Annotated in this window: 23 protein-coding genes; 6 read left to right on the forward strand and 17 right to left on the reverse strand. The window is 69.4% G+C overall.

Annotated features, from left to right (window positions below; all coding sequences use genetic code 11):
• Positions 1-85: 85 nt before the first annotated feature.
• Both glmS and OG210_RS20795 read right to left on the reverse strand, forming a co-directional pair.
• Complete coding sequence (gene glmS, locus OG210_RS20790; protein WP_328326786.1) at positions 86-1,903, reverse strand: glutamine--fructose-6-phosphate transaminase (isomerizing); 1,818 nt, start codon at positions 1,901-1,903, stop codon at positions 86-88.
• A 15-nt stretch (positions 1,904-1,918) separates the two neighbouring features.
• The gene (locus tag OG210_RS20795) at positions 1,919-2,197 is read right to left on the reverse strand and encodes a hypothetical protein (RefSeq protein ID WP_328326784.1); all 279 of its coding nucleotides are present in this window, start codon (positions 2,195-2,197) and stop codon (positions 1,919-1,921) included.
• A gap of 216 nt (positions 2,198-2,413) precedes the next feature.
• Between OG210_RS20795 and OG210_RS20800 the strand changes: the two genes are divergently transcribed.
• On the forward strand, positions 2,414-4,048 hold the full coding sequence (locus tag OG210_RS20800; RefSeq protein WP_371538169.1) for a beta-N-acetylhexosaminidase: 1,635 nt from the start codon (positions 2,414-2,416) through the stop codon (positions 4,046-4,048).
• 73 nt (positions 4,049-4,121) lie between these two features.
• Here the strand turns inward: OG210_RS20800 and OG210_RS20805 are convergent, their stop codons facing one another.
• The 14 genes from OG210_RS20805 to OG210_RS20870 all read right to left on the reverse strand — a co-directional run bounded on the left by OG210_RS20805 (position 4,122) and on the right by OG210_RS20870 (position 17,935).
• Positions 4,122-5,954: an IucA/IucC family siderophore biosynthesis protein gene (locus tag OG210_RS20805; protein WP_328326779.1), complete on the reverse strand. Its 1,833-nt coding sequence runs from the start codon at positions 5,952-5,954 to the stop codon at positions 4,122-4,124.
• Entirely contained in the window at positions 5,951-6,475 is a 525-nt protein-coding gene (locus tag OG210_RS20810) for a GNAT family N-acetyltransferase (protein ID WP_371538172.1), read from the reverse strand. The genes OG210_RS20805 and OG210_RS20810 overlap by 4 nt, the downstream gene beginning before the upstream one ends.
• Positions 6,472-7,752 carry a lysine N(6)-hydroxylase/L-ornithine N(5)-oxygenase family protein gene (locus OG210_RS20815; RefSeq protein WP_371538175.1) on the reverse strand — a complete coding sequence of 427 codons (1,281 nt, stop codon included), beginning with the start codon at positions 7,750-7,752 and terminating at the stop codon, positions 6,472-6,474. The genes OG210_RS20810 and OG210_RS20815 overlap by 4 nt, the downstream gene beginning before the upstream one ends.
• Positions 7,736-9,175, reverse strand: coding sequence for an aspartate aminotransferase family protein (locus tag OG210_RS20820; RefSeq protein WP_328326773.1), 1,440 nt, complete (start codon positions 9,173-9,175; stop codon positions 7,736-7,738). Before OG210_RS20820 ends, OG210_RS20815 begins: the two co-directional genes overlap by 17 nt.
• A 136-nt stretch (positions 9,176-9,311) precedes the next feature.
• A complete protein-coding gene (locus OG210_RS20825; RefSeq protein ID WP_328326771.1) occupies positions 9,312-10,160 on the reverse strand; it encodes a siderophore-interacting protein in 849 nt (282 codons plus the stop codon).
• 3 nt (positions 10,161-10,163) lie between these two features.
• Positions 10,164-11,192 carry an ABC transporter substrate-binding protein gene (locus OG210_RS20830; RefSeq protein WP_371538179.1) on the reverse strand — a complete coding sequence of 343 codons (1,029 nt, stop codon included), beginning with the start codon at positions 11,190-11,192 and terminating at the stop codon, positions 10,164-10,166.
• 143 nt (positions 11,193-11,335) lie between these two features.
• Positions 11,336-12,022: a response regulator transcription factor gene (locus tag OG210_RS20835; RefSeq protein WP_328326767.1), complete on the reverse strand. Its 687-nt coding sequence runs from the start codon at positions 12,020-12,022 to the stop codon at positions 11,336-11,338.
• 49 nt (positions 12,023-12,071) lie between these two features.
• Positions 12,072-13,289 (reverse strand): sensor histidine kinase, encoded by a 1,218-nt coding sequence (locus tag OG210_RS20840; protein WP_371538181.1) that lies wholly within the window; start codon positions 13,287-13,289, stop codon positions 12,072-12,074.
• Between the two features lie 38 nt (positions 13,290-13,327).
• Entirely contained in the window at positions 13,328-13,903 is a 576-nt protein-coding gene (locus OG210_RS20845; protein WP_328326763.1) for a hypothetical protein, read from the reverse strand.
• Positions 13,904-14,051: 148 nt separating this feature from the next.
• A complete protein-coding gene (locus OG210_RS20850) occupies positions 14,052-14,783 on the reverse strand; it encodes an amino acid ABC transporter ATP-binding protein (protein WP_328326761.1) in 732 nt (243 codons plus the stop codon).
• Positions 14,783-16,285 carry an ABC transporter substrate-binding protein/permease gene (locus tag OG210_RS20855; RefSeq protein WP_371538184.1) on the reverse strand — a complete coding sequence of 501 codons (1,503 nt, stop codon included), beginning with the start codon at positions 16,283-16,285 and terminating at the stop codon, positions 14,783-14,785. Before OG210_RS20855 ends, OG210_RS20850 begins: the two co-directional genes overlap by 1 nt.
• Positions 16,286-16,428: 143 nt before the next feature.
• Positions 16,429-17,172, reverse strand: a complete 744-nt coding sequence (locus OG210_RS20860; protein ID WP_371538187.1) for an IclR family transcriptional regulator — start codon at positions 17,170-17,172, stop codon at positions 16,429-16,431.
• Positions 17,173-17,363: 191 nt separating this feature from the next.
• Positions 17,364-17,528 carry a hypothetical protein gene (locus OG210_RS20865; RefSeq protein WP_328326755.1) on the reverse strand — a complete coding sequence of 55 codons (165 nt, stop codon included), beginning with the start codon at positions 17,526-17,528 and terminating at the stop codon, positions 17,364-17,366.
• Entirely contained in the window at positions 17,525-17,935 is a 411-nt protein-coding gene (locus tag OG210_RS20870) for a hypothetical protein (protein ID WP_371538190.1), read from the reverse strand. Before OG210_RS20870 ends, OG210_RS20865 begins: the two co-directional genes overlap by 4 nt.
• A gap of 162 nt (positions 17,936-18,097) precedes the next feature.
• On the opposite strand from OG210_RS20870, the gene OG210_RS20875 reads away from it, so the two are divergent.
• Together OG210_RS20875 and OG210_RS20880 are read left to right on the forward strand one after the other, a co-directional pair.
• Positions 18,098-19,048 (forward strand): Scr1 family TA system antitoxin-like transcriptional regulator, encoded by a 951-nt coding sequence (locus OG210_RS20875; protein ID WP_371538193.1) that lies wholly within the window; start codon positions 18,098-18,100, stop codon positions 19,046-19,048.
• On the forward strand, positions 19,005-19,136 hold the full coding sequence (locus tag OG210_RS20880; protein WP_328326749.1) for a DUF397 domain-containing protein: 132 nt from the start codon (positions 19,005-19,007) through the stop codon (positions 19,134-19,136). Before OG210_RS20875 ends, OG210_RS20880 begins: the two co-directional genes overlap by 44 nt.
• A gap of 2 nt (positions 19,137-19,138) precedes the next feature.
• Here the strand turns inward: OG210_RS20880 and OG210_RS20885 are convergent, their stop codons facing one another.
• Positions 19,139-20,545 carry an MFS transporter gene (locus OG210_RS20885; protein ID WP_371538196.1) on the reverse strand — a complete coding sequence of 469 codons (1,407 nt, stop codon included), beginning with the start codon at positions 20,543-20,545 and terminating at the stop codon, positions 19,139-19,141.
• 65 nt (positions 20,546-20,610) lie between these two features.
• Here OG210_RS20885 and OG210_RS20890 point away from each other — a divergent pair, with 65 nt between their 5' ends.
• The 3 genes from OG210_RS20890 to OG210_RS20900 all read left to right on the forward strand — a co-directional run bounded on the left by OG210_RS20890 (position 20,611) and on the right by OG210_RS20900 (position 24,012).
• A complete protein-coding gene (locus tag OG210_RS20890; RefSeq protein ID WP_328326745.1) occupies positions 20,611-21,342 on the forward strand; it encodes a metalloregulator ArsR/SmtB family transcription factor in 732 nt (243 codons plus the stop codon).
• A 183-nt stretch (positions 21,343-21,525) separates the two neighbouring features.
• On the forward strand, positions 21,526-22,887 hold the full coding sequence (locus tag OG210_RS20895) for an MFS transporter (RefSeq protein ID WP_328326743.1): 1,362 nt from the start codon (positions 21,526-21,528) through the stop codon (positions 22,885-22,887).
• Between the two features lie 108 nt (positions 22,888-22,995).
• The gene (locus OG210_RS20900) at positions 22,996-24,012 is read left to right on the forward strand and encodes a LacI family DNA-binding transcriptional regulator (RefSeq protein WP_371538199.1); all 1,017 of its coding nucleotides are present in this window, start codon (positions 22,996-22,998) and stop codon (positions 24,010-24,012) included.
• Positions 24,013-24,313 lie beyond the last annotated feature (301 nt).

A 24,313-nucleotide genomic window follows, 5' to 3' on the forward strand; every position in this document is an offset into this window, starting at 1 on the left:
CCGGCTGCTCCCGGGGCGCTTGCCACCAGGAACAGCCGGGGGCCGGACGGCCGGAGCAGCCGGGACGGCCGCTGCGCGCGGGCGGCTACTCGACCGTGACGGACTTCGCCAGGTTGCGCGGCTTGTCGATGTCCCGGCCCAGGGACAACGCCGTGTGGTAGGCGAGCAGTTGCAGCGGGATCCCCATCAGGATCGGGTCCAGCTCGTCCTCGTTCTTGGGCACCACGATCGTGTGGTCGGCCTTCGGCTGCTCCTGGTGCGCGACCGCGAGGATGCGCCCGTCGCGCGCCTTGATCTCCTCCAGCGCCGCCCGGTTCTTCTCCAGCAGATCGTCGTCGGGCACGATCGCGACCGTCGGCATGGCGGGCTCGATCAGCGCGAGCGGCCCGTGCTTCAGCTCCGACGCCGGATACGCCTCGGCGTGGATGTACGAGACCTCCTTGAGCTTCAGCGAGGCCTCCCGCGCCACCGGGTAGCCGCGCACCCGCCCGATGAACATCATCGACCTGGCGTCCGCGTACTCGACGGCCAGCTTCTCGATCTCGTCCTCCCTGGCCAGGATCTCGGCGATCTGGCCGGGCAGCTTCCGCAGCCCCGCGATGATCCGCTTGCCGTCGGACACCGACAGGTCGCGGATCCGGCCGAGGTGGAGCGCGAGCAGGGCGAACGAGACCACCGTGTTGGTGAAGCACTTGGTCGAGACGACACAGACCTCGGGGCCCGCGTGCACGTACACTCCGCCGTCGGTCTCGCGCGCGATGGCCGAGCCGACGACGTTCACCACGCCCAGCACCCGCGCACCCTTGCGCTTGAGCTCCTGTACCGCCGCCAGTACGTCGTACGTCTCACCGGACTGCGACACGGCGACGTACAGCGTGTCGGGGTCCACCACCGGGTTGCGGTAGCGGAACTCCGACGCGGGCTCGGCGTCCGCGGGGATCCGGGCCAGCTCCTCGATCAGCTGGGCGCCCATCTGGCCCGCGTGGTACGAGGTGCCGCAGCCGAGGATCTTCACCCGGCGCACGCCCCGCGCGTCCCGGGCGTCCAGGTTCAGGCCGCCCAGGTGCACGGTCGAGAAGCGGTCGTCGATCCGGCCGCGCAGCACCCGGTCCACCGCCTCGGCCTGCTCGGAGATCTCCTTGTGCATGTACGTGTCGTGGCCGCCCATGTCGTACGACTCGGCCTCCCACTCCACGGTGGTCGGCGTTGACGAGGTGGTGGAGCCCTCGGTCGTGTACGTACGGAAGTCGTCGGCCTTGAGGGTGGCCATCTCGCCGTCGTCCAGCGTGACGACCTGGCGGGTGTGCGAGACGAGGGCCGCCACGTCGGACGCGACGAACATCTCCTTCTCGCCGATGCCCAGGACGACCGGCGAGCCGTTGCGGGCGACGACGATGCGGTCGGGGAAGTCCGCGTGCATGACCGCGATGCCGTACGTGCCCTCGATCAGCCGCAGGGCCTCGCGGACCTTCTCCTCCAGCGTCTCGGCGGTGGAGCGGGCGATGAGGTGGGTGAGGACCTCGGTGTCGGTCTCGGAGAGGAACTCCACACCGTCGGCGTTGAGCCGGGCGCGCAGTTCGGACGCGTTGTCGATGATGCCGTTGTGGACGACGGCGACCTTGTTCTCCGCGTCCAGGTGCGGGTGGGCGTTGTGGTCGCTGGGGGCCCCGTGGGTGGCCCAGCGGGTGTGGGCGATACCGGTGGTGCCCGCGAACCTCTTGGGCACCCGGGCCTCCAGCTCGCGGACCCGGCCCTTCGCCTTGACCATCTTCAGCGCGGCGGACTTGGGCGAGGAGATGACGATGCCCGAGGAGTCGTACCCCCGGTACTCCAGCCGCTGCAGCCCTTCCAGCAGCAGCGGGGCCACATCACGCTTGCCGATGTACCCGACGATTCCGCACATATCGCTCCTTGGTTCCTAGCCGTAGATCATGCGGCGCAGCTGCCGCAGGGAGAGCTCGGGCGGTGCCACCGCACGGTGAGGCAGCTCGTCCGAGATCTGTTGGAAAATATCCGGGTTCGTCCGCCCGCGGGCCTGCAGCTCGCGGTGGCGCCTGCGGACGAACTCCTCCGTTGTCTCGTCGAAGTAGGCCAGCACATCGAGGACCACCCGGGCGGCTTCGCCGCGCTGGAGGGCGGAGCTGCGCACCAGGTGGTCGATGAGGTCGTCGTACGACGGCCGGGACGATGCGGGCACCCGTTGATATTGGAGTGGTGCGAGGCCGTACGCAATATTTCTGCCCGATATCGGGCAGATGGTGGCGTCTGCGCCGCTTCGGATTCCGTTGTTCCGTCCGGGCAGGAGACCCGGAGTGGTCTATACCCTTGACCTTCCCCGGGGCTCGCGATACCCATGGGGCACGTTCGGTTGCCCAGCACCACAGTTGCGAGACCCTCCGGAGGGAATCCGCTTGTGAGACTGCACAGAACACTCGAATCCAGGTCCCTGCCCCGGCTCCTCGGTACGTTCCTGCTCGTCGCGGCTGCCGGATTCGCCGGCACCGGAGCGGCCCCGGCCGCCACCCCGGCCGCACCCGCAGGCCCCGCCGTCCGCCCGCTCGGCGCGGTCATCCCGGCGCCCTCCTCCGTTCAGGCCGGCGGAGCCCCGTACGCGATCACCGGCACGACGCACATCCGGGCGGACTCCGGCGCCGCGCGCGAGGTCGGCTCGTATCTGGCGGGGCTGCTCAGGCCCTCCACCGGATACCCGCTGCCGGTCACCGGCGGTTCGCACGGCGGCCGGGGCGACATCACCCTGGCGCTCAGCCCCCGTGAACACGGCCTCGGCGACGAGGGGTACCGGCTGGTCAGTTCCGCGAACGGAGTCACGATCACGGCCGAGAAGCCGGCCGGGCTCTTCCACGGCGTCCAGACGCTGCGCCAGCAGCTGCCCGCCACCGTCGAGGCGAAGCGGCGGCAGCCCGGCCCGTGGCAGGTCGCGGGCGGCACCGTCACCGACGTACCCCGGTACGCCTACCGGGGCGCCATGCTCGACGTCTCGCGGCACTTCTTCACCGTCCAGCAGGTCGAGCGGTACATCGACGAGCTGGCGCTCTACAAGATCAACAAACTGCATCTGCATCTGAGCGACGACCAGGGCTGGCGCATCGCCATCTCCTCCTGGCCGAAGCTGGCCACCTACGGGGGGTCGACCGAGGTCGGCGGCGGCAAGGGCGGCTACTACACCCAGGCGGACTACCGGGAGATCGTGCGCTACGCGGCCTCGCGCCGGCTGGACGTCATCCCCGAGATCGATCTGCCCTCGCACACCAACGCGGCTCTGGCCTCCTACCCCGAGCTGAACTGCGACGGGGTCGCGCCCCCGCTCTACACGGGCACCGACGTCGGCTTCAGTTCGCTGTGCGTGCCCAAGCCGGTGACGTACGACTTCGTGGACGACGTGGTGCGTGAGCTGGCCGCGCTCACTCCTGGCCAGTACCTGCACATCGGCGGCGACGAGGCGCACTCCACGATCCAGGCCGACTACAACGCCTTCATGGACAAGGCGACGGCCATCGTCGGCAAGCACGGCAAGAAGGTCGAGGGCTGGCACCAGATCACCGCCGCCGCCCCGGTGAAGGGCGAGATCGCCCAGTACTGGGGGTACGACGGCACCGGCGCCGCCGAGCGTGCGCAGGTCGTGGAAGCGGCGAAGAAGGGCACCAGGCTGGTGATCTCACCGGCCGACCGCGCGTACCTCGACATGAAGTACACGGCGGACACCAAGCTGGGCCTGTCCTGGGCCGGTCTGGTCGAGGTGCAGCGTTCGTACGACTGGAATCCGGCGACCTATCTGGCGGGCGCGCCGGCCGGTTCGGTCCTCGGGGTCGAGGCGCCGCTCTGGTCGGAGACGCTGACCACCAGCAAGGACATCGACTACATGGCGTTCCCGAGGCTCCCCGGTATCGCCGAGCTGGGCTGGTCGCCGCAGTCCACCCACGACTGGGGCGCGTACCGGACCCGGCTCGCCGCGCAGGCACCCCGGTGGGACGCGCTGGGCATCGACTACTACCGGTCGCCGCAGGTGGACTGGCCGGCGCAGCAGTAGACGACGAGTGGGTCCGACGCCCGGAGAGGACCGGTCTCCGGGCGTCGGGCCGTCTTCGGCCGGCCGCCGTGGATCAGGCGATCGGGTTCTTCAGGGTCCCGGCGAGCTGGAGCGCGCCCGACGGGTCCTGGAGGTCCACCATCTGCTGGTTGTCGCGCAGCTGGAGCCGGTTGAGGCAGGAGAGCGCGAACTCCGGCGCGAACAGGTCGTACTGGCGGAACTTGTCGGCCAGTTGGGGCACCGAACTCTGGTAGTCCCGTATGCAGGCGCCGACGGTCCGCCAGAACTCGTCCTCGCCGAGCACGCCCCCGGTGGCCAGCGTCGCGCTGAGGAAGCGGAAGAAGCAGTCGAAGACATCAGTGAAGAGCGACAGGAGTTTCATGTCGTCGGGCACATCGGCGCGGACGCGCTCGACGTCCGGCGGCAGCACCGCGTCGGGGTCCATCACCGCTATCTCCTCGGCGAGATCCTTGTAGACCGCCCGCCGCACCACGCCGTCCTCGATGACCAGGATCACGTTCTCGCCGTGCGGCATGTAGACCAGGTCATAGGCGTAGAAGCTGTGCAGCAGCGGGGTGAAGTACGCGTCGAGGTAGCGGCGCAGCCAGTCGGCCGGAGCGAGACCCGACTCGGCGATGAGCGCACCCGCGAACGAGGCGCCGTCCCGGTCGGTGTGCAGCAGCGACGCCATGGTGGCGAGGCGCTCGCCCGGTCCGAGCGCCGGCACCGGGCTCTCCCGCCAGAGCGCGGCCAGCATCTTCCGGTACGGCGATCCCTTCACGGTCGCCTGCTCGTACTGCCGGTGGTGGTACCCGATCGAGGCACGCTCGCGGATGATCGTCAGACCGGTGGCCTTCAGCACCGGGTCGCTCTCGATGAGCTGCCCGAGCCAGTCGTTGATCGCGGGCGTGGCCTCCATGTACGCGGCGGAGAGCCCGCGCATGAAGCCCATGTTGAGCACGGAGAGCGCCGTTTTGACGTAGTGCTTCGCCGGGTCGCTCGTGTTGAAGAAGGTGCGGATCGACTGCTGCGCGAGGTACGAGTCGTCACCGTGTCCCAGCAGTACCAGCCGCTGTTTGGCCACCTCGGCGGCGAAGGTGACGGACAGTTTGTTCCGCCACTGCCAGGGGTGCACCGGGATCAGGAAGTACGCGTCGAGGTCCAGGCCGAGCCCGGTCATCGTCGCGGCGAACCGCTTCAGCGTCTCCTCGCCCAGTTCGGCCCGGATCAGCGACTCGTAGTCGAGTCCGTCGCCCGCGCTGAAGGTGGCGTGGTCGCGCCGGGCGGCCAGCCAGATCAGCCGGACCGGGCTCGCCGCCTCCGGCGCGTAGCTGAGGTACTCGTCCGAACCGAAGCCGAGGCGACCGTTGTTGGCGACGAAGCAGGGGTGGCCCTCGGTCATCCCGGTCTCGATGTCCTGGAAACCGGACGCGGCCAACTGGGCGGCGGACAACGGGTGTTCGGCGTGGCGGGCCAGTTTGTACGCCGTGCTGGACAGCGTGGAGGAGATCTCCTCCAGATAGACCGGCAGGATCGCGTCGCTCAGCCCCAGCACCCCGCGCAGCTCGATGAAGAACTCCAGTGCGTCCAGCGGGAGTTCCCCGGTGCCGCGGTGGCGGGTGATGGACTCGGCCGGGATGTGCCAGTGGTCGAGGGCGAGGATCCGGGCACGGAAGCGGTACTCGGTCCCGCCGTCGTCACTGCGTACGGAGAACTCCCTGAGTACGGGGAGCTCACCGTGTGCGGAGAACGGGGCTTCCCCCGTGACGGCGGGACCGAGACGCGCGGGTTCTTCGCTTAGCGGCTGTGGGGACAGCAGCCGCTCGTGCGAGAACTCCGCCAGCGCCTTGCGGATCAGAAGCCGCTCGGCCTCGGCCCAGAGTACGGGGGTCAGATGGCTGCTCATCGACGGGCTCCCTCGAACGCGGCGCGGGTGCAGAAGCTCAGCAGCGCGGTCTTCTCGGGCTTCGCCAGTTCGCGCACCGCATCGAAGCCGACGGCCTTGTTGAGCGCGTGGACCGCCGTGTTGCGGATGTCGGGCTCCACCACGACCCGGCATGTCGCCGGGTCCGCGAACAGCTCCGTCATCACGGCCGTGATCACCGCCCGGGTGAAGCCGTGCACGGGGGTGTCGGTGGGCGCGACCAGGAAGTGCATCCCGACATCGCCGGGTTCGGGCTCGTAGAGGCCCTTGAGCTCGACATGCGCGGGGTCGTACCGCTCCATCAGGAACGCCGGGGTGGAGCCGTGCAGTCCTATGAAGGCGTCGTGGTGCTCCGCTGCCGCTATCGCCATGTACTCGCGCTCGACATCGGTGAGGCTGAAGTCCTGCATCATCCAGTAGGCGGACTTGGGGTGGGTGACCCAGCCGTGCACCAGCTCGGCGTCTTCGCGGGGATCCATGGGGCGGATGGTGAACCGGTTCATGCGGCGAACTCCTGGAAAGCGATGGTCTTTTCGACCGGGTAGTACTCCTGGCCGCCGAGCAGCTCGCGGATGATGCACGAGTTGCGGTACGCGGCCATCCCGAGGTCGGGTGCGACGAAGCCGTGGGTGTGCAGCTCGGCGTTCTGTACGTAGATCGTCCGGTCCGGGTCGACGCTGTAGTTGCGATGGACGTCGAAGCGGCCCTGCCCGTCCCAGTTGATCCGGTCGTGCACCGGGGCGAGGAACTCGGGCACCCGGTACTTGTAGCCGGTGGCGAGGACGAGGCCCTGGGTGGCGAGGGTGAAGTCCTTCTCCTGCTCCTCCTGGCGCAGTCCCAGCGTGTAGGTGCCGTGGTCGTAACCGGCGCTCTCCAGCGAGGTGTTGGTCATCAGCCGGGTGGCCACCGGGCCGCGCCGCTTCTTCGCGTACAGCAGGTCGAAGATGGCGTCGATCAGCTCGGAGTTGATGCCCTTGTAGAGGTTCTTCTGCGCCACGTTGAGCCGGTCGCGGGTCCGGGGCGGCAGCCCGTGGAAGTAGTCCACGTACTCCGGGGACGTCATCTCCAGGGTGAGCTTGGTGTACTCCAGCGGGAAGAAGCGGGGCGAGCGGGTCACCCAGTTCAGTGCGTACCCGTGCTGGTCGATGTCCTGGAGCAGGTCGTAGTAGATCTCGGCGGCGCTCTGGCCGCTGCCGACGACGGTGACCGACTCCTTGGCCTGGAGGGCCTCCTTCGCCTCCAGATAGCGGGAGTTGTGGATCAGGTCGCCGCCGAGGTCCCGGCAGGGCTCCGGGAGGTACGCCGGGGTTCCGGTGCCGAGGACGAGTCTGCGCCCCCGGTACACGGCGCCGCCCGCGGTCCGTACCGCGTAGACCGCGTCCCGCTCCTCGTACGTCACCTCGGCCACCGACTCGCCGAAGCGGATCGCGGGAATCTTCGCGGCGGCCCACCGGCAGTAGTCGTTGAACTCCTCGCGCAGCGGATAGAAGCTCTCGCGGATGTAGAAGGAGTACAGCCGCCCGGACTCCTTCAGGTAGTTGAGGAAGGAGTACGGCGATGTGGGGTCGGCCAGGGTGACCAGGTCGGACATGAAGGGCGTCTGGAGCGTGGAGCCCTCCAGGAACATCCCGCTGTGCCAGTCGAAGTCCGGCTTGGACTCCAGGAAGAGGCCGTTCAGTTCGTCGATCGGGTCGGTCAGGCAGGCGAGCCCCAGATTGAACGGTCCGAGCCCGACCGCGATGAAGTCGTAGGGTGTGTGGGGCTCAAGAGGCGTGGACAAGGGTTTCTCCCAGGTACTGGCCGGCGTGCTCGGCGAGGAGTTCGAGGACGGCCGCGATGTCGGTGAGGGTGGTCTGCGGGTTGAGCAGGGTGAACTTCAGATAGGCGCGGCCGTTGACCGTCGTTCCGGCGACGACGGCCTCGCCGGACGCGAACAGGGCTTTGCGCGCGTACTGGTTGGCCCGGTCGATCAGCGCGGGGCTGGTGACATCGCCGGGGATGTAGCGGAAGACGAGTGTGGAGAGCTGCGGCTGGACGGCCACATCGAAGCGCGGGTCGGCGGCGAGGAGCTTCCACCCCTCTTCGGCGAGGTCGACCACCTCGTCGAAGAGCCCGCCCACCGCGTCGGCGCCCATCACCCGCAGCGTCATCCACAGCTTGAGGGCGTCGAAGCGCCGGGTGGTCTGGAGGGACTTGTCGACCTGGTTCGGGATGCGGGCCTCGGCGGCGGAGCGGGGGTTGAGGTAGTCCGCGTGGTACGTGGCGTGCCGCAGGGTGACCCCGTCCCGTACCACCAGCGCGCTCGAACTCACCGGCTGGAAGAAGGACTTGTGGTAGTCCACGGTGACCGAGTCGGCGTGCTCGATGCCGTCGAGGCGGGCCCGCCTGCGGGAGACGAGGAGCCCACAGCCGTACGCCGCGTCGACGTGCATCCAGGTGCCGTACCGCGCGCAGAGCCCGGCGATCTCGGGCAGCGGGTCGATGGAGCCGAAGTCGGTGGTCCCGGCGGTGGCGACGACGGCCATCGGGACGGCGCCGTCGGCGCGGCAGCGCTCCAGTTCACGGGCGAGCGCCAGGGTCTGCATGCGCTTGTCCTGGTCGCAGGGGATGGAGACGACCGCTCCGGGGCCGAGGCCGAGCAGTTTCGCGGACTTCTGGACGCTGAAGTGGCTGCACTCGGAGGCGAACACCCTGAGCGCGGAGGTGTTCTCGCACTTGGCCTCCTCGCGGGCCAGCAGCAGTGCCTGGAGGTTGGACTGCGAACCGCCGCTGGTGAAGACCCCGTCGGCGCCCGGGCCGTAGCCGATCCGGCCGGCCGTCCAGTCGATGAGCCGCTGTTCGATCAGGGTGCCGCCCGCGCTCTGGTCCCAGGTGTCCAGGGAGGAGTTCACGGCGGAGAGCACGGCCTCGGCGACCACTGCGGGGATGACGACCGGGCAGTTCAGATGGGCCAGATAGCGGGGGTGGTGGAAGTAGACGGCGTCCCGCAGATAGACGGTGCCGAGTTCGTCCAGGGCGGCGTCCGCGCTGCCCAGCGGCTTGTCCAGGTCGACGGAGTCCAGGGCGGGGGCGAGTTCCTGGTGCGAGATCCCGGTGAACGGCTGTTTGGTGGAGGCGAGTTGGGCCGCCACCCGCTCGACTGCTGCGGTGGCAGTGAGTCGGTACTGCTCCGCGGTCGTGTCGTTGAGCAGGTGTGAGCGCATGAACGGTCCTCCGGGGAAGGAAGAAAGGGGGTGAGGTCACCGCGACGCCGTGGCCGGGTAAGTCATGGTTAGGTAAGCCTAACCTAACTAATCCGAGCGTCGCAATGAGGCCTCACCCCCTTGGGGATGCGATGGGTCAGGCGGCGCGCGCCGCGGTCTCCCTCAGCTGTTCCTCGCTGACCCCGCGGCGCCAGTAGCCGACGAACGTGACCTGCCTGCGGTCGACTTGGCGCTCCCGTACGAGATGCCGGCGCAGCTCCTTGACGCAGCCCGACTCGCCCGCGATCCAGGCGTACGGGTGCGCGCCGGGCAGCTCGGCCGCGCGTACGGCCTCGATGGCGGCCGGGGCGCCCTCGTCCCGTACGAGCCAGGTGACCCGCGCGTGCGCATCGGTCCGCAGCGGCTGCCGGTCGGCCGAGTGCTGGACTTCCAGATAGACCTGGGCCCTGGTGCCGGCCGGCAGCCACTCCAGGATGGCCGAGGCGGCGGGCAGTGCGGTCTCGTCCGCCCAGATCAGTACCGAGTCGGTGCCGGTGGGCGGCTGGAAGCGGACGGCGGTGTTGTGCTCGACGGCGGGGCCCAGCACGCGGACCCGCTGTCCTGCCGTGGCCTGCCGGGCCCACCGGGAGGCGGGGCCGCTCGCCGCGCCGGCGGCTGATCCCGGCGCCCCGTGCAGCGCGAAGTCGATGTCGACCTCGTCGGGGTCGCGGCGCTGCTCGCGCACGGTGTACGAGCGCAGCACGGCCCGTACGTCAGCGGGCAGTGCCCGCCACTCGGCGAACCAGTTGTCGCCGGAGGGCAGTTGTGGTTCCCGCTGCCCCGGGTGCGGCAGGAAGAGGGAGAGGCTCTGGTCACGGCCTCCGGCGGCGAAGTCCCTGAGGTCATCGCCGCCGAACGTGATGCGGACCATCGACGGGCCGAGCCGCCGCGTCCGTACGACATGCAGGCCGAAGAAACGGAAGGGGGCGATGGCGGCCGTCGTCATGGGTCAGCTGACCTTCTTCGCGGTCTCGATCGCCTTGGCGAGCGCCTCCAGGGCCGGGGCGCACTTGGCGTAGGAGAAGATCGGGTCCGTCGTCGAGCGCGGGATGACCTGTCCTGCCTTGACCGCGGGCAGCTCGCCCCAGGTCGGCCTGGACTTCAGCGCGGCCGGCTGGATGGCGGAGGTCCGGTTGTCCATCATGATGACGTCGGCCGGGTACTTGTCGGCGTTCTCCCAGCTCAGGCCCTCGAACCAGCCGTCCTTGTCGACCTTGTCGGGGACGACGATGTTGACGCCCAGCTCCTTGAAGTACCGCAGGTCGGCGGAGGGTTCGGGGGTCGAGATGTAGAGCAGGTCGGCGCTGGCCGAGCCGATGAGCACCTTGATCTTCGGGTTGGCCTTCGCGGCGGAGCGCAGCCGGGCCGCGGCCTTCTCGAAGCGGGCCTTGGCGTCGGTGACCTTCTTGGCCTTCAGGTCGGCGCCGAGGGACTCGGCCAGTTCGGCGTGGCGCTGGAGCGCGGCGGGCATCGAGGTGCGGGCCACCATCAGGGCGACGCTCGGGGCCAGCTTGAGGATCTTGGACTTCGACTCGTCGGGGACGTACCAGAGTGCGCCCTTGTCGTACATGCCGGTGATCAGCAGCTGGGGGCCGATCGCGGCGTACTTCTCGATGTTGAACTCGCCCCAGACGTTGCCGAGTATCTCGACCTTGCTGATGTCGAGATCGCCTGCCTGCACATCGGCTTTGCCGTCCTTGGTCTTCGTCGGGCCGAAGACCCCCGCGACCTCGACGCCGTAGTCGTGCAGCGCGGCGGCGGTCCCGGTGAAGGCGACGATCTTCGTGGGGGTCGCGTCGGCCTTGGCGGTGATGCCGCGGTCGTCCGTGAAGGACCAGGGGCCGGAGTCCGATTTCGCGGAGCCCGAGCTCTTCGATTCGCTGCCGCCGCAGGCGGTGAGGGCGGCACCGATACCGATGACGCCACCAGCGGCGAGGATGCCGCGACGGGAGAAGTGGGAGGCGCGGGCGTGGGGCATGGCTGGACTCTGCTTTCCGTACGTGCCGGGACGGCCACTGGGCAATTCCTGGTCAGGTTAGCCTAACCTGACCTACTGTCCAGGGGTGGGGGACCGTCCCGGGTACGGGGGAGTCGCTGCGGGCTCTGATGCGCCCGTCGGTCTTACGGAGTCCTGTCGGCCAGTCCGTACCGCCAGGCCCAGGCGATCAGCGACCCGCGGTCCTCCAGGGCCAGTTTGGCCAGCACATGGTTGAGGTGCGTCTTGACCGTCGCCTGGCTGACGACCATCTCCTTGGCCACCTGCCGGTTGTTGAGCCCCTGCGCCACCAGCCGTACGACGTCGATCTCCCGCCGGGTGAGGCCCTCGGCCTCGGCCGGAATCCCGGGTGAGGCCGAGGGCTCGGGCGCCGGAGGGGTGGAGGCCGGTTCGCTGACGACCAGTTCGACCAGGCGGCGCTGGACCGCGGGGTCCAGAACCGTGTGCCCCGCGGCCACATCGCGGACCGCGGCGAGCACCGCCTCACCGGTGGCGTCCTTGGTCAGATAGCCGGAAGCGCCGGCCCGCAAGGCCGGCATCACCGCGTCGTCGTCCGCGTACGTGGTCAGGATGAGCACCCGTACCCCGATGTCCGCGGAGACGACCCGGGCCGTCACCTCGGCGCCGGTCAGCCCCGGCATCCGCAGGTCGACGAGGGCCACATCGGGCCGCGACTCCGTGGCCAGCCGCACCGCCTCGTGCCCGTCGCCCGCCTCGCCGACCACTTCCATGTCGTCGGCCGACGAGAGCAGCAGCACCACTCCGTCCCGTACGACTGCCTGGTCGTCCGCGACCAGTACCCGAATCGTCACGCGTCCGTCTCCCCGCCCGTGTGCGGCGCCCGGACGCCGGCTGATGTGTTCACGACCCCATCTTCCCTGCCCGGTCCGCGCCACCCCCGGCCCCCGCCACCGGTACGCGCATGTCGGTCCGCCAGCCCGCCCCGCCGGGCACCGGACCGGCGGACAGCGTCCCGCCGACGGCTTCGATCCGCTCGGCCATGCTCCGCAGACCGGTACCGCTCCCCTTCACACCCGAGGGTCCGCGGCCGGCCGGCAGCCCGTGGTCGCGGACGTACACCCGCAACTCCCGTTCCGACCAGGCCACATCGACCTCGATGGCGCTCCCGGTCGCGTAGCGCGCCGCGTTCGTCATGGCCTCCTGCACCGCCCGGTACACCGCGTGGCCCGCATCGGGGCCGAGCGGGCAGGGCCTGCCGGTGACCCGCAGGCGCGCCTCGCCGGGGAAACCGCCGACCAGGCCCTTGAGGTCGTCCACGCCCCGCAGCGGCGCGTGGCGCAGCGCGCCGACCGCGGCGCGCGCCTCCTGGACGCCGTCGCGTGCGAGGTCCGCCGCCCGGTCGATCGGACCGGTCAGCGAAGCGGGCGCGTTCTCCCGGCCGGCGATCGCCCGTACCGCCTGCAACTGCACGGAGAGCCCGGCCAGGCTGTGCGCCAGGACATCGTGCATCTCCCTGGCGATACGGCTGCGTTCCTCGACGGCCGCCGCCTCCTGCAGGGCCTGCCGGGACGCCTCGACCTCGGCCAGCAGCGCCACGGCCCGGTCCCGCTCCGCCTGGAGGGCGGTGTGCTCCACGGCCCGGTCGGCGAGCAACCAGGCGCCCACACCGCTCAGCAGCCCGGCCGGACTGCCGGTGATCACCATGATCGTGATCGCGAACGCGGCCGACACGACGGCGACGCCCGCAATACGCACGGGGCCCGCCGGCAGGCGAAGGGTGAGGACGGAGAGGCCCACGAGCACCGGGACGGAGCCGAGCCCGGCCGGCACCAGGAGCGAGATCGCGAGGCCGGTTCCGATGGTGAGCGTCGCGCCCAGGGCGCCCAGGATGGACGGCAGGGTCCGCCGGCCCAGCAGCAACCCCAGCTCCGCGAGGACTCCCAGCGCACCGATGACGATCCTGAGAGTCGTCCCGTGGGCCGCGGCCACGGTGACCGCCAGACAGGCCGTCATGGCCGCCGCGCCTCTGAAAGTGCCCCGGTCCAGCGTCTCCCAGCCCGGTGCTTCCCAGACCGGCGCGCTCCAGTCCACCGGATTCCGCCACCAGCGCCCGCTCATTGCCCGTACTCCGTTCTCCGCCTGCCGCTCCGCCCCGGTCAGACGTAGGAGCCGGAGCCGGGTGCCGGTGCGGCGGAGGGCGATCCGGCGTGGTCGCTGCTGTCGCTGATGGCGCGCTTGTTACGGGCCATCAGGAGCCCGCCCCGGGCGACGATCGTACCCAGCCGGACGATGACCTCGCCGAACGCCATCAGGACGAGAGCCACCACCCACGCCTGCCCGGTGGTGATGTCATGGGTGACCGAGAAGTGCGCGAGGTGGGCCTGGCCGGAGGCGTGGCTGGACCAGATGGTGAAACCGAGCCGGAAGCCCATGCAGATCACCCAGAGCGCCGCTGCGCTCACGGTGGCCTTGATGCGCACGTGCCCTTCCGCGTAGCGGACGCGGGTCAGCAGGCCGGAGAGGAGGCCGAAGACGATCCCCACACCGGAGAACAGCGCGATCAGGGTCAGGTCGTTCCCCGCGGTCGGGAAGCCGTCCAGGTAGTTGTAGCCCGTCCAGCTGATGATGGCCAGCGGCAGCAGGACCGTACGGGCGGTGAGCCGTTCTTCCCGGAACTGCCGGAAGACGATGAGGAGGAGCAGGATGTCGATGATCCAGTCGGTGAGCGTCATGGCTTCGACTATTCGCTCCGGGGCCCCGGAATCCTTCAACCCACGGGTGGAACGAGGGTGGAACGGGGGTGGAACCCGGGTGCGGGCGGGCCTCCACCCGGGACATGACCCGCAGGGTGGAGGCCCGGGTGAATCCCCCGGTGGGGCCCTACAGCACCTTCGCCAGGAAGGTCCGGACCCGCTCGTTGTCGTTCCCCTCGGCGAAGAACTCCTCGGGCGGCAGATCCGCGGCGATCCGGCCGCCGTCGATGAAGACGACCCGGTCGGCCACCTTGCGGGCGAAGCCCATCTCGTGCGTCACCACGACCATGGTCATGCCCTCCTTGGCGAGGCCGGTCATGACTTCCAGTACGTCCTGGACCACCTCAGGGTCCAGTGCGGACGTCGGCTCGTCGAACAGCATCAGCTCGGGGTCCATGGCCACGGCCCGTGCGATGGCGACCCGCTGCTTCTGCCCGCCGGACAGCCGGTTCGGGTAGACGTCGGCCCGCCCGAGCATCCCCACCCGGTCCAGCAGGGCGCGCCCCCTGGCCTCCGCGTCCTGGCGGGTCCGGCCCAGCACGTTCATCTGCGGCAGGACCACATTGCGCAGCGCCGTCATGTGCGGGAAGAGGTTGAACTGCTGGAAGACCATGCCCATACGGGCCCGCAGCTGGTCCAGGTTCGACTCGGTGGCGCTGAGCTCGTCGCCCGAGAACACGACGCGCCCCGAGGTCGGCGTCTCCAGCAGGTTGAGGCAGCGCAGGAACGTCGACTTGCCGCCGCCACTGGGGCCGATGACGGCCACGACCTGACCCGGCTCGATGGTGAAGTCGATGCCGCGCAGCACCTCGTGATCACCGAACGCCTTGGTGATGCCGTGGGTTTCGAGGAGTGCCATCAGACGTACACCGCCATCTTCTTCTCTATTGCATGGGTCGCGAAACCGATGAGGTTGGTGAGGACGTAGTAGAGAAGGCCGATGAAGAGATAGACGGTCAGAGCGTCGAACGTCCTGGATATGACCACCTGGCCCACCAGGAACAGCTCGCTGATCGTGACGAACGAGACCAGCGTGGAGTTCTTCGTCAGCGACACGAACTCGTTCCCCAGCGGAGGAAGCATCCGCAGGAACGCCTGCGGTACGACGACATGGCGCATGGCCGACAGGTGGGACATGCCGCAGGACCTGGCGGCCTCGATCTGGCCCCGGTCCACCGACTGCACGGCCCCGCGGAAGATCTCGGTGACGTACGAGCCGCTGTACAGGCCGAGGGAGAACACACCCGCGACCATGGGCGACAGTTGCAGCCCGAGCTGGGGCAGACCGAAGTAGATCAGGAAGAGCTGGACGACGAACGGCGTACCGCGGATCACGGAGACATACGCGTTGCCGAGCCAGCGCACCGGCGCGATCCTGCTCAGCTTGGCGAACCCGCCCGTCATCCCGAACAGGAGACTCAGGCACAGCGACATGAGGATCACTTCGATGCTCACCAGCAGGCCGTGCCAGATCTGGCCCCAGGAGTCGATGATCGTCTGCGGATTGATCAGCGCGTGCTTCGACTTCGCCTTGGCCGCGCTGCCGGCTCCGAACCACTTGTGGGTCAGCTTGCCGTAGGACCCGTCACTCTTCATGTCCTTCAGCGCGCTGTTGAACGCGGCGGTCACCGCCGTGTCCGCCTTCGGGAAGGCATAGCCGTAGTCCTCGCCCGTCAGACGTTTGCCGACCTGCTTGAGGCCGCCCTGCTGGGCGATGAAGTACTGGCCTGCCGGGGCTCCGGTGACGACTGCCGCGGCCTGGCCCAGCTTCACGGACGAGAACATCTGCTGGTTGGTCTGCACCGTGACCAGCTTGGCGCGGGGCTGGTTCTCCTTGACCCACTCGACGGACTTGGTGCCGACCTGCACCGCGACCCGCTTGCCCGCCAGGTCGGCCAGGGAGTGGACCGTGTTGTCCTTGGCGGCGGTGAACATCGCGAGCCCGCCCGGGTAGTACACGTCGGAGAAGTCGATGACCTTGGACCGCTCCTTGTTGATGTAGATCCCCGAAGCGCCCATGTCGATCTGATGGGCCTGCAACGCCGGGACGATGTTCCCGAACGGCATCTGCGTGAAGGCGACCTTCTTGATGCCCGCGCGCTTGGCGAGCGCCCTGACCAGCTCGATGTCGAAGCCCACCCGGACGCCCTTGGCGTCGGTGAACTCGAAGGGCGGGAACGTCGCGTCGGTGCCCACGCGCAGCGTGGCCTGGCCCGAGCGCAGCTGCTGGAGCTTCTGGGACCCCTTGTCCGCCTGCGGAGCTGCGGCGGCGGCGGGCGAGGCTCCCGCCAGCAGAAGGAAGGACGAGAGGAGGCCGGCCAGAACGGCTGCGGCCTTTCGTCCCACGGGTGCTCTTACCATGTTCCACTCCATTCGGACCGTGTGTGATGCGCGAGTTCAGGTGAGGGGGCCCGCGTTGCGTAACGCGGGTCGCCGGGCGCACCCCCTCGTCCTGGGCAGGCCCTGGTCACCGGCGGCCCGTGGACGGTCACCGTCCCGGGCCGTCACGGCAGCGGCTCGTCGAGGCGGCCGATGTCCTGCGCCGCGGCATGGGTGAAGGTGAGCAGCGCCTGGTGGTTGCGGCGCCCCCGGAACTCCGGCGCCATGGTGCTGACGGTTCCGGTGAGCTGCCCCTGCCGGTTGAGGACGGGGACGCTGACACCCCACACGCCCTCGTCGACGACTCCGGTGCTCATGGCGTAGCCCCGGTCGCGGATACGGGAGAGGTCGGCGGTCAGCGCCTGGGCCTCATCGGGGCCGAGGCGGTGCGCCGCGCAGACCTCGGCCACGCGTGCGGCCGGAAGATGGGCGAGGATCGCCTGCGCGCTCGCCCCGAAGGTCAGCGGCTGGCTCAGTCCGGGCGAGAAGCTGCACTTGATCACCCGTGACCCCTCGGCGGCCTCGACGCACAGGACGTGCTGACCGCTGGGGATCAGGAAGGCCGCCAGCTCCTCGGTGTCGGACGCCAGCCGCTCCAGCCGGCGCTTCACGCCCCCGCTGAGCATCTCGCGCCGGTAGTTCTCCGCCATCTGCACCGCCAGCGAACCCGCGCAGTACCGGCCGCGCGTCCGTGTCGGGCTGACGAGACCCAACTGCGTCAGATCGCCCAGATGGCGATAGACGGCGCTGACCGGAATGCCGGTGCGGCGGGAGAGGTCCTGGGCGGTCACAGAGGCCTGCTCGGCGAGCACGGCCAGGATGGCACCGGTTCTGTGAGCCGGACCCGGAGCGGTCTTTCCGGTAATCACCCGGCAGACCTTAGGGAACAAATCCAGCCACGACGAGACCGTTGTCTCACCCAGTGAGAACTTGTCTATCAACCAGTGGGAGATGTGCGATGTGACGGAGTTGTCGACTGCTCGTGTGAATTGTCCCTGACTGTACGGATATTGTCGGTCAGCCGGGCGGTCGGTCCGGCTGACCAGGCGCGGACGGCTGCTTACGGTGCCGGGTGGCGGGCCGTCACGGCCATGGCGATCACGGCCAACAGGCCGCCGACGCTGCCGACCATGAGTACCCCGCCCCAGAAAGCGCCGTCCGACGTCACTTTCCAGCCGCGCGCTCGTCGTACGTGCGCACCCGGGCGGCGGGCGTGACGCCTCATGTGCGGTGCTCCTGCTGCTGGTGACGGCGGAGCAGCACGTTGGCGTCGGTCTCGTCGCTGCCATCGAACCGTGCGCGGGCGCGGTCGCGCTGCTCGGCGAGATCGGCGCAGGTCTCGCAACCGGGTACGGGGAGGGGTGGACGGCTCACATTGAAGCGGGGCAGCGCCGACGCGTCCCGGGTACGGTCGTTGGCGGCCCGCACCCCGGCGCTGATCCGTTCCGCAGGGGTGGCCGGGCGGATGCGCTCCGGGTCGGCCTGCCATACGGGCCCGCCGCCCAGGGGGCGCAGCGTCGCGTACGCCACGTTGTCCCGGAACTCCCCGACACGGTCCGTCGCCGGGTCGTAGACGAGCGCCCCGCGCGCCGGAGGCGTCACCTCTGCCGCCTCGTCCGCCTGCCGTGCCATATGCCACTCCGTACGGTATTTGTGCTGGTTTATGCGTTTGCGCCCGCGAGACCCGGTTCGCCAACTACTGTGCGTAGGGAGAGCGTTGCCCGCTGGAGTGGTCGGGCGCAATGCTGATCGCGTGCCACTGGGGAACTGTCACGAAGCGCGGAGGGGGACGGCGTGAATCGACGGAACGCGGCGGGGGGTACGGCTGCGACCACGGCGGCCGTGTTCGGCGAGGTGCTGAAGCACTTCCGGGAGGCGGCGGGACTCACGCAGGAAGGGCTGGCGCGCAGGATTCCCTGTGACCGTTCGCATGTGGCGCGCGTGGAGGCCGGTACCCGGGTGCCGCAGCAGGATTTCGCGAAGAAGTGCGACCAACAGCTCAATACGGGTGGGGTGTTGTCACGCATGTGGGAACGCATCGACTGGTACGCGGAGGTCGAGCATCCGGACTGGTTCCAGCGCCGGGCTGACATGGATGCCGTAGCCATCGCCTTACGCGAGTACCAAACCCAGGTGATGCCAGGCCTGTTGCAGACCGAGGACTACGCGCGGGCACTGTTCGGTCGTGTGGCGAGCGGCGAAGAAGTGGAGGAGCGCGTCAGGGCGCGGCTGAGTCGGCAACAGCGCTTCCTTGCCCCGGACGGCCCTTTGTACGTTGCTGTGCTGGACGAGAGTTGCCTGCGTAACGTTGTAGGGAGTGCAAGTGTCATGCGTGACCAGTGTGCGCACCTGTTGGACGTTGCCTGGCGGCCCAATATTCGCATTCAGGTCGCCCCGGCCGACCTTGTCGGGCTCGTGCGACCCACGCGGCCCTTGTCGCTGATCGCCTTGCCCGATGGCCACCAGTGGGTCTATTCGGAGTCTTTGGATCGTGGCCATTTCGGCGACGATCCAACCGTCTTCGCACACCACAGCCGCACCTATGATGTGCTCAGGGCGGATGCCCCGTCATCTCACGAATCCGCCGCTCTGATCAGCGAGGCGATGGAAGGGTACGGGCAGCATGAACAGGCACGATCTCAGCGTAGCGACGTGGGTCAAGAGCAGCTACAGCGACAACAACGGCGGCAACTGCGTAGAGGTGGCCCCCGGATTCGCCGGCGTCGTCCCCGTCCGGGACAGTAAGAACCCGGATGGCCCGGCGCTGGTCCTTGAGCAGCCCGCATGGTCCTCGTTCGTATCAGCCCTCCAGCGCGGCCAGTTGAAGCGCTGACCTCAAGTCTGCGTGTCCCGGTCGTCGCCAGACGACCCCCGTACGAAAAGGGCCGCGACCACCGCAGCCGTGAGGAAGCCCGCCGCCCCCACCGACACCGCCATGTGCAGGCCGCCCAGGAAGTCTCCCGCGACCAGCGTGCCGAAGACCGCGACGCCGATGGCGCTGCCGATCTGGCGCGCCGCGTTGAAGGCGGCAGCCGCAGCCCCACCGCGGCTGTCGGGCACGGCCTCCATCACCGCCGCCGTGGAGGCCGGCATGGTGAACGCGGTGCCGAATCCCGCGGCGGCCATCGGGACGACCAGCGCCAGGTACGACGTCTGCGGACCGGCGACGAGCCAGCCGGCCAGGCCCGCGGCCCCCACCGTCAGGCCCGCCGCCATGGGCAGGCGCGGCCCGGTGCGCGCCGTGATCCGTCCGGCCACCGCGGAGGAGAGGGCGACGACCCCCACCAGCGGCAGCAGTGCGAACCCGGTGCGCAGGGCGCTGTAGTGGTGCACCCGCTGGAAGTACAGCGGGGCGAGGAACAGCAGCCCGTAGAAACCGATGTTGAGCTGCACACCGATGACCACCGACGCGGTGAAGTCCCTGTTACGGAAGAGCGAGAGCGGCAGCATCGGCGCGGCGGAGCGCCGCTCCAGCAGGACGAAAGCCAGGCCGCCGGTGAGGGACGCCGCGAAGGCGCCGAGGACGACGGGGTGCGTCCAGTGCAGCGCCCCCGCCTCGATGAGCCCGCCGGTGAGGCAGGTCAGCCCCACGGCCAGCGCGGCTTGCGCCGGCACATCAAGTCCGGGCCGGGCGGTACGCGGGTGCGTGGACGGTACGTACCGCGTGGTCAGGGCCAGCGCGACCGCCCCGACGGCGATGTTGACGAGGAACACGGACCGCCAGCCGAACCCGGCGACGAGAACACCCCCGACAACAGGCCCCGCCCCGGCGGCGAGACCCGAGACCGCGGCCCAGACGCCGAAAGCGCGTGCGCGTGCGGCCTTGTCCGGATAGGCGGACTTCAGCAGCGCCAGCGAAGCCGGGACCATCAGCGCCGCTCCGACGCCCTGGACCAGCCGCGCGAGGATGAGGCCCGAAGCGGTGGGAGCGGCGCCGCAGCCCGCGGAGGCGAGCGTGAACACCACCAGCCCGGCCAGGAACACCGGCTTGCCGCCGCGCTTGTCACCCAGTCCGCCGCAGAACAGCAGCAGCCCGGCGAACACCACGCTGTAGCCGTCCACCACCCACTGGAGCCCGGTCACCGAGGTGTGCAGGGCGGTGCCGATGACCGGTACGGCCACGGAGACCACCGTGACATCCAGGATGACCATGAAGTAGCCGAGGCAGATGGCCACGAGGGGCAGCACCGATCGCCGGGTCCCGCGCTTCGGCTCCTCCGTCAGCTGATCGCTTGTCGCCATACCGCCAGTGTGGTGCCGGATCATTACGCCGGCGGGCGAAACGTACTCGACATACCCTGAGAGACATGACGAAGGCCCGGACCGAAACAGATGTGGCCCATGTTGCGGCAGCGATCGGCGACCCCTCCCGGGCCAAGGTGCTGATGGCCCTCGCGAGCGGCGGCGCGCTGCCGGCCAGTGCGCTGGCGGCCGAGGCCGGAGTCAGCAATTCCACCATCAGCCGCCATCTGGCCAAGCTCACCGAGGCCAGGCTCCTGACCGTCGAGCTGGACGGGCGCCACCGCTACTACCGGCTCGCGACCACCGACGTCGCCCGCGCACTCGAACAACTCGCCCGTATCGCCCGTCCGTTGCCCCCGAAGTCCCTCAGTGCGGACACCCGGGCGAAGGCTCTGCTGCGCGCCCGGCTCTGCTACGACCACCTGGCCGGACGCCTCGGTGTCGCCCTGATGGACGCCTTGCGGGAGCAGGACATCCTCGCCGCCGAGGAGACACGGCGCGGCGACGGTTCCACGGACGTCACCTATCTGCTCACACCCCGGGGCCGCCAGGAACTCGGCACCATCGGCGTTGACGTGGAGGCCCTGCCGCGTCGGCGCGCCACGGTCCGCTACTGCGTCGACTGGTCCGAACAGCGCCACCACCTGGCCGGAGCGCTCGGTGCCGCGATCACCGACCAGCTGTTCGCCCTGGACTGGCTCCGCCACGGAAAGTACCGCCGCGTCGTCCGCCTCACCGACGCGGGCCGGGAGCAGCTGGAGACGGTGTTCGGCGTACGGGGCGACCGGATCGCGTGACCGCCGGCGGTCACCACATTGCTTGACGCCGTATCGCCTGGCCCTTAACTTGGCTGGTAAAACGTCATACCAAGTCGTTAAAACGTCATACCAGGTCGCTCACTGGTTCGGCGTCGAGTGACAGCAGGTGCGTGCCTGTGCGGTTCAGCCACCTGTCCGACTGTGACTGCCAAAGGAGACCCAGTGGACACAGCAGACCCAGCGGAGACAGCGGAGACGGTGGATCCCGTGGAGGCGAAGGGGCCCGGCAAGGCCAAGATCGTCGTGGCCGCTGCAGCCGGGAACTTCGTCGAGTGGTACGACTTCGCCATCTACGGGTACTTCTCGCCCGTTCTCGCCAAGGTGTTCTTCCCCGACTCGGGAGGGCTGAACGGTCTGCTCGCGACGCTGGCCATCTTCGGTGCGGCGTTCGTGCTGCGCCCGGTCGGTGCGGTCATCTTCGGTCACCTCGGCGACAAGAGGGGGCGGCGATGGGTGTTGTCCTTCGTCATCCTCGCCATGGCCGGTGCCACGACGCTGATCGGACTGCTGCCGTCGTACGCCTCGGTCGGAGTCCTCGCGCCGATCGCCCTCACCGTGCTGCGTCTCGCCCAAGGGCTCTCGGCCGGCGGTGAGTTCGGCGGAGCCGCGTCGTTGCTGTTCGAGCACGCGCCCGCGCGGAAGCGCGGCATCTTCGGATCCGCCCAGGCGGCGAGCATCGCCGTCGCGCTCGCTGTCTCGGCGGGCCTCGGTACGCTCCTCACGGCGTGGATGAGCGATGAGTTCCTCCACACGCAGGGCTGGCGCATACCGTTCCTGCTCGGCCTTCCTCTCGGCGTCGGCGGCTGGTACATCCGCCGGCACATCGACGAGACGCCCTCCTTCACGGCCATGCAGGAGCAGGGGCAGGTCGCTGACAGCCCGGTGAAGGAAGTCTTCCGCGACCACTGGCGCATGATCATCGCGGGAACGGGCGCGATCGTGTCCTGGACGGCCGGGGGATACGTCACGCTTCAGTACCTCCCGGCCTTCTTCGACGGCGTTCTCGACAGGAAACTGTCCGATGGGCTCACCGCCTCGCTCTGCGGGCTGACCGTGTACGCCGGATTCATCGTCCTCGGCGGGTGGCTCTCCGACCGGGTCGCGCGGTGGAAGGTGATGACGGGCGGCGCGATCGGTCTGGCCGTGGTCGCCGTCCCCTGCTACCAGCTCCTCATCCACGGAGGGGCCCTCGGTATCGGCGTCGCGGTCGTCCTCTTCGCGGGCTTCCTCGGGCTCACGGCGGGGCCGACGCCAGCGCTGCTGTCCGAACTGGCCCCCGACAACGTGCGCAACTCCTATCTGTCGATCGTCTACTCCGTCGCCAACGCGGCGTTCGGCGGGTTCGCTCCGTACATCGTCACCGCCCTCGTCTCGTCGAGCGGCAACCTGCTGTCCCCGGCGTTCTATCTGATCGGCCTGGAGGTGCTGGCGGTCGCCGGACTCCTCGGGATCTCCGTGCATCTGCGCCATCGCGCGCGTCTCCCCGACGCGGCGCCGGCCGCCGGAGCCGGCGCCCGGGTGTGAGCCGGCCGGTCCTGGTCACCCACCGGGACCGGCCTGCCGACCTGCGCCGGAAGGCCGAGGCCGCGATCAAGCTAATGTGTGTGTCAGCCCCGGGGAGGAACACACGCAATGGCCACTCTGGTCGACGTAGCGAAGCGGGCCGGCGTATCGGTCGGCGTTGTGTCCCGACTGCTGAACGGTGACGAGACTCTCCGCGTACGGGACGAGACCAAGCGCCGGGTCAGAGAAGCTGCGGCCGAACTGGAATACACGCCGAACTACGCCGCCAGGGCGCTGCGCAAGGCCAAGGTCGGTGTGATCGGCCTGGCGGTGCACGACGCGAGCAACCCCGTCTACAGCGAGATCATCGCGGGCGCCCAGGCCGAGGCGACGAAGGCCGGTTACGCCCTCATGCTGTCGGACGTGGACGCTCTCGCCACGGACGACGTGATGTTCAAGCGCGTCGTCTCCAGCGGTGCGATCGACGGGCTGCTCCTCCAGCGGGCCGGTACCGCGTCCGACGCACTGGTGTCGAAGATCGCCTCCGGGCAGGTGCCGACCGTACTGCTCAACGACCGCACCCGGGGGGCCATCGGCAGTGTGGCCGTCGACGACTACACGGCGGCGCACATGGCCGTCTCGCACCTGATCGGCCTCGGTCACCGGCGGATCGGACTGCTCCAGGTCGACGGCCCCCAGAGCCGTGCGCTCCGCAGGCGCAAGGGCTGGGCCGACGCTCTCACCGCCGCCGGGCTCGACGCACCGCGCGCCGGTGTCTTCCCCGGCGGCCACACCGCCGAACAGGGTTACCGCGGTATGACCGACCTGCTCTCCGCGCGGAAGCCGCCGACCGCGGTGTTCGCCGCCAACGTGCTCTCCGCGGTCGGCGCTCTCAGCGCCGCCAACGACCTGGGCGTCTCCGTACCGGACGACGTCTCGCTGGTCGGCCTCCATGACGTCTTCGTCGCGAATTTCCTCCAGCCCCGGCTCACTGTGGTCCGGCTGCCGCTGTTCGAGCTCGGCGCCAGAGCGGTCACGCTTCTCCTCAAGCAGCTGCAGAACGAACCGGCCCAGCACGAGAGCATCGAGGACCCGGCGCCCGTCATGGTGATCCGTGCCTCCACCGCCCCGCCCGCAGCGGGCTGACCAACGCCCTTTCCCCGACTGGGAGTTCGCCCCATGGATGCGCCTGCGGGTTTCTGAACTGCGCAGTGAGTTCCTGAGCTGCGCCGGGGGTTTCTGAGCGGCGCCGGGGGTTCCTGACCCGCTTCCTCCTCGTGCGCGGCAGCCCCGTCCGGCTCTGACCCGTGCCCCGCCATGTCCGGAATCCGTCGGCCCCGGCCTGCGTCCCGTACGGGTTCGACGTTCACCCTTTGCTCGTACCGGTGGAAAGAGCTACGTTGGTAATGCGTTTTACCAACTATCCGCCGCGCCGGACGAGGAGCCC

The organism is Streptomyces sp. NBC_00466, assembly GCF_041433995.1.
In the GTDB taxonomy this organism is placed as follows: domain Bacteria; phylum Actinomycetota; class Actinomycetes; order Streptomycetales; family Streptomycetaceae; genus Streptomyces.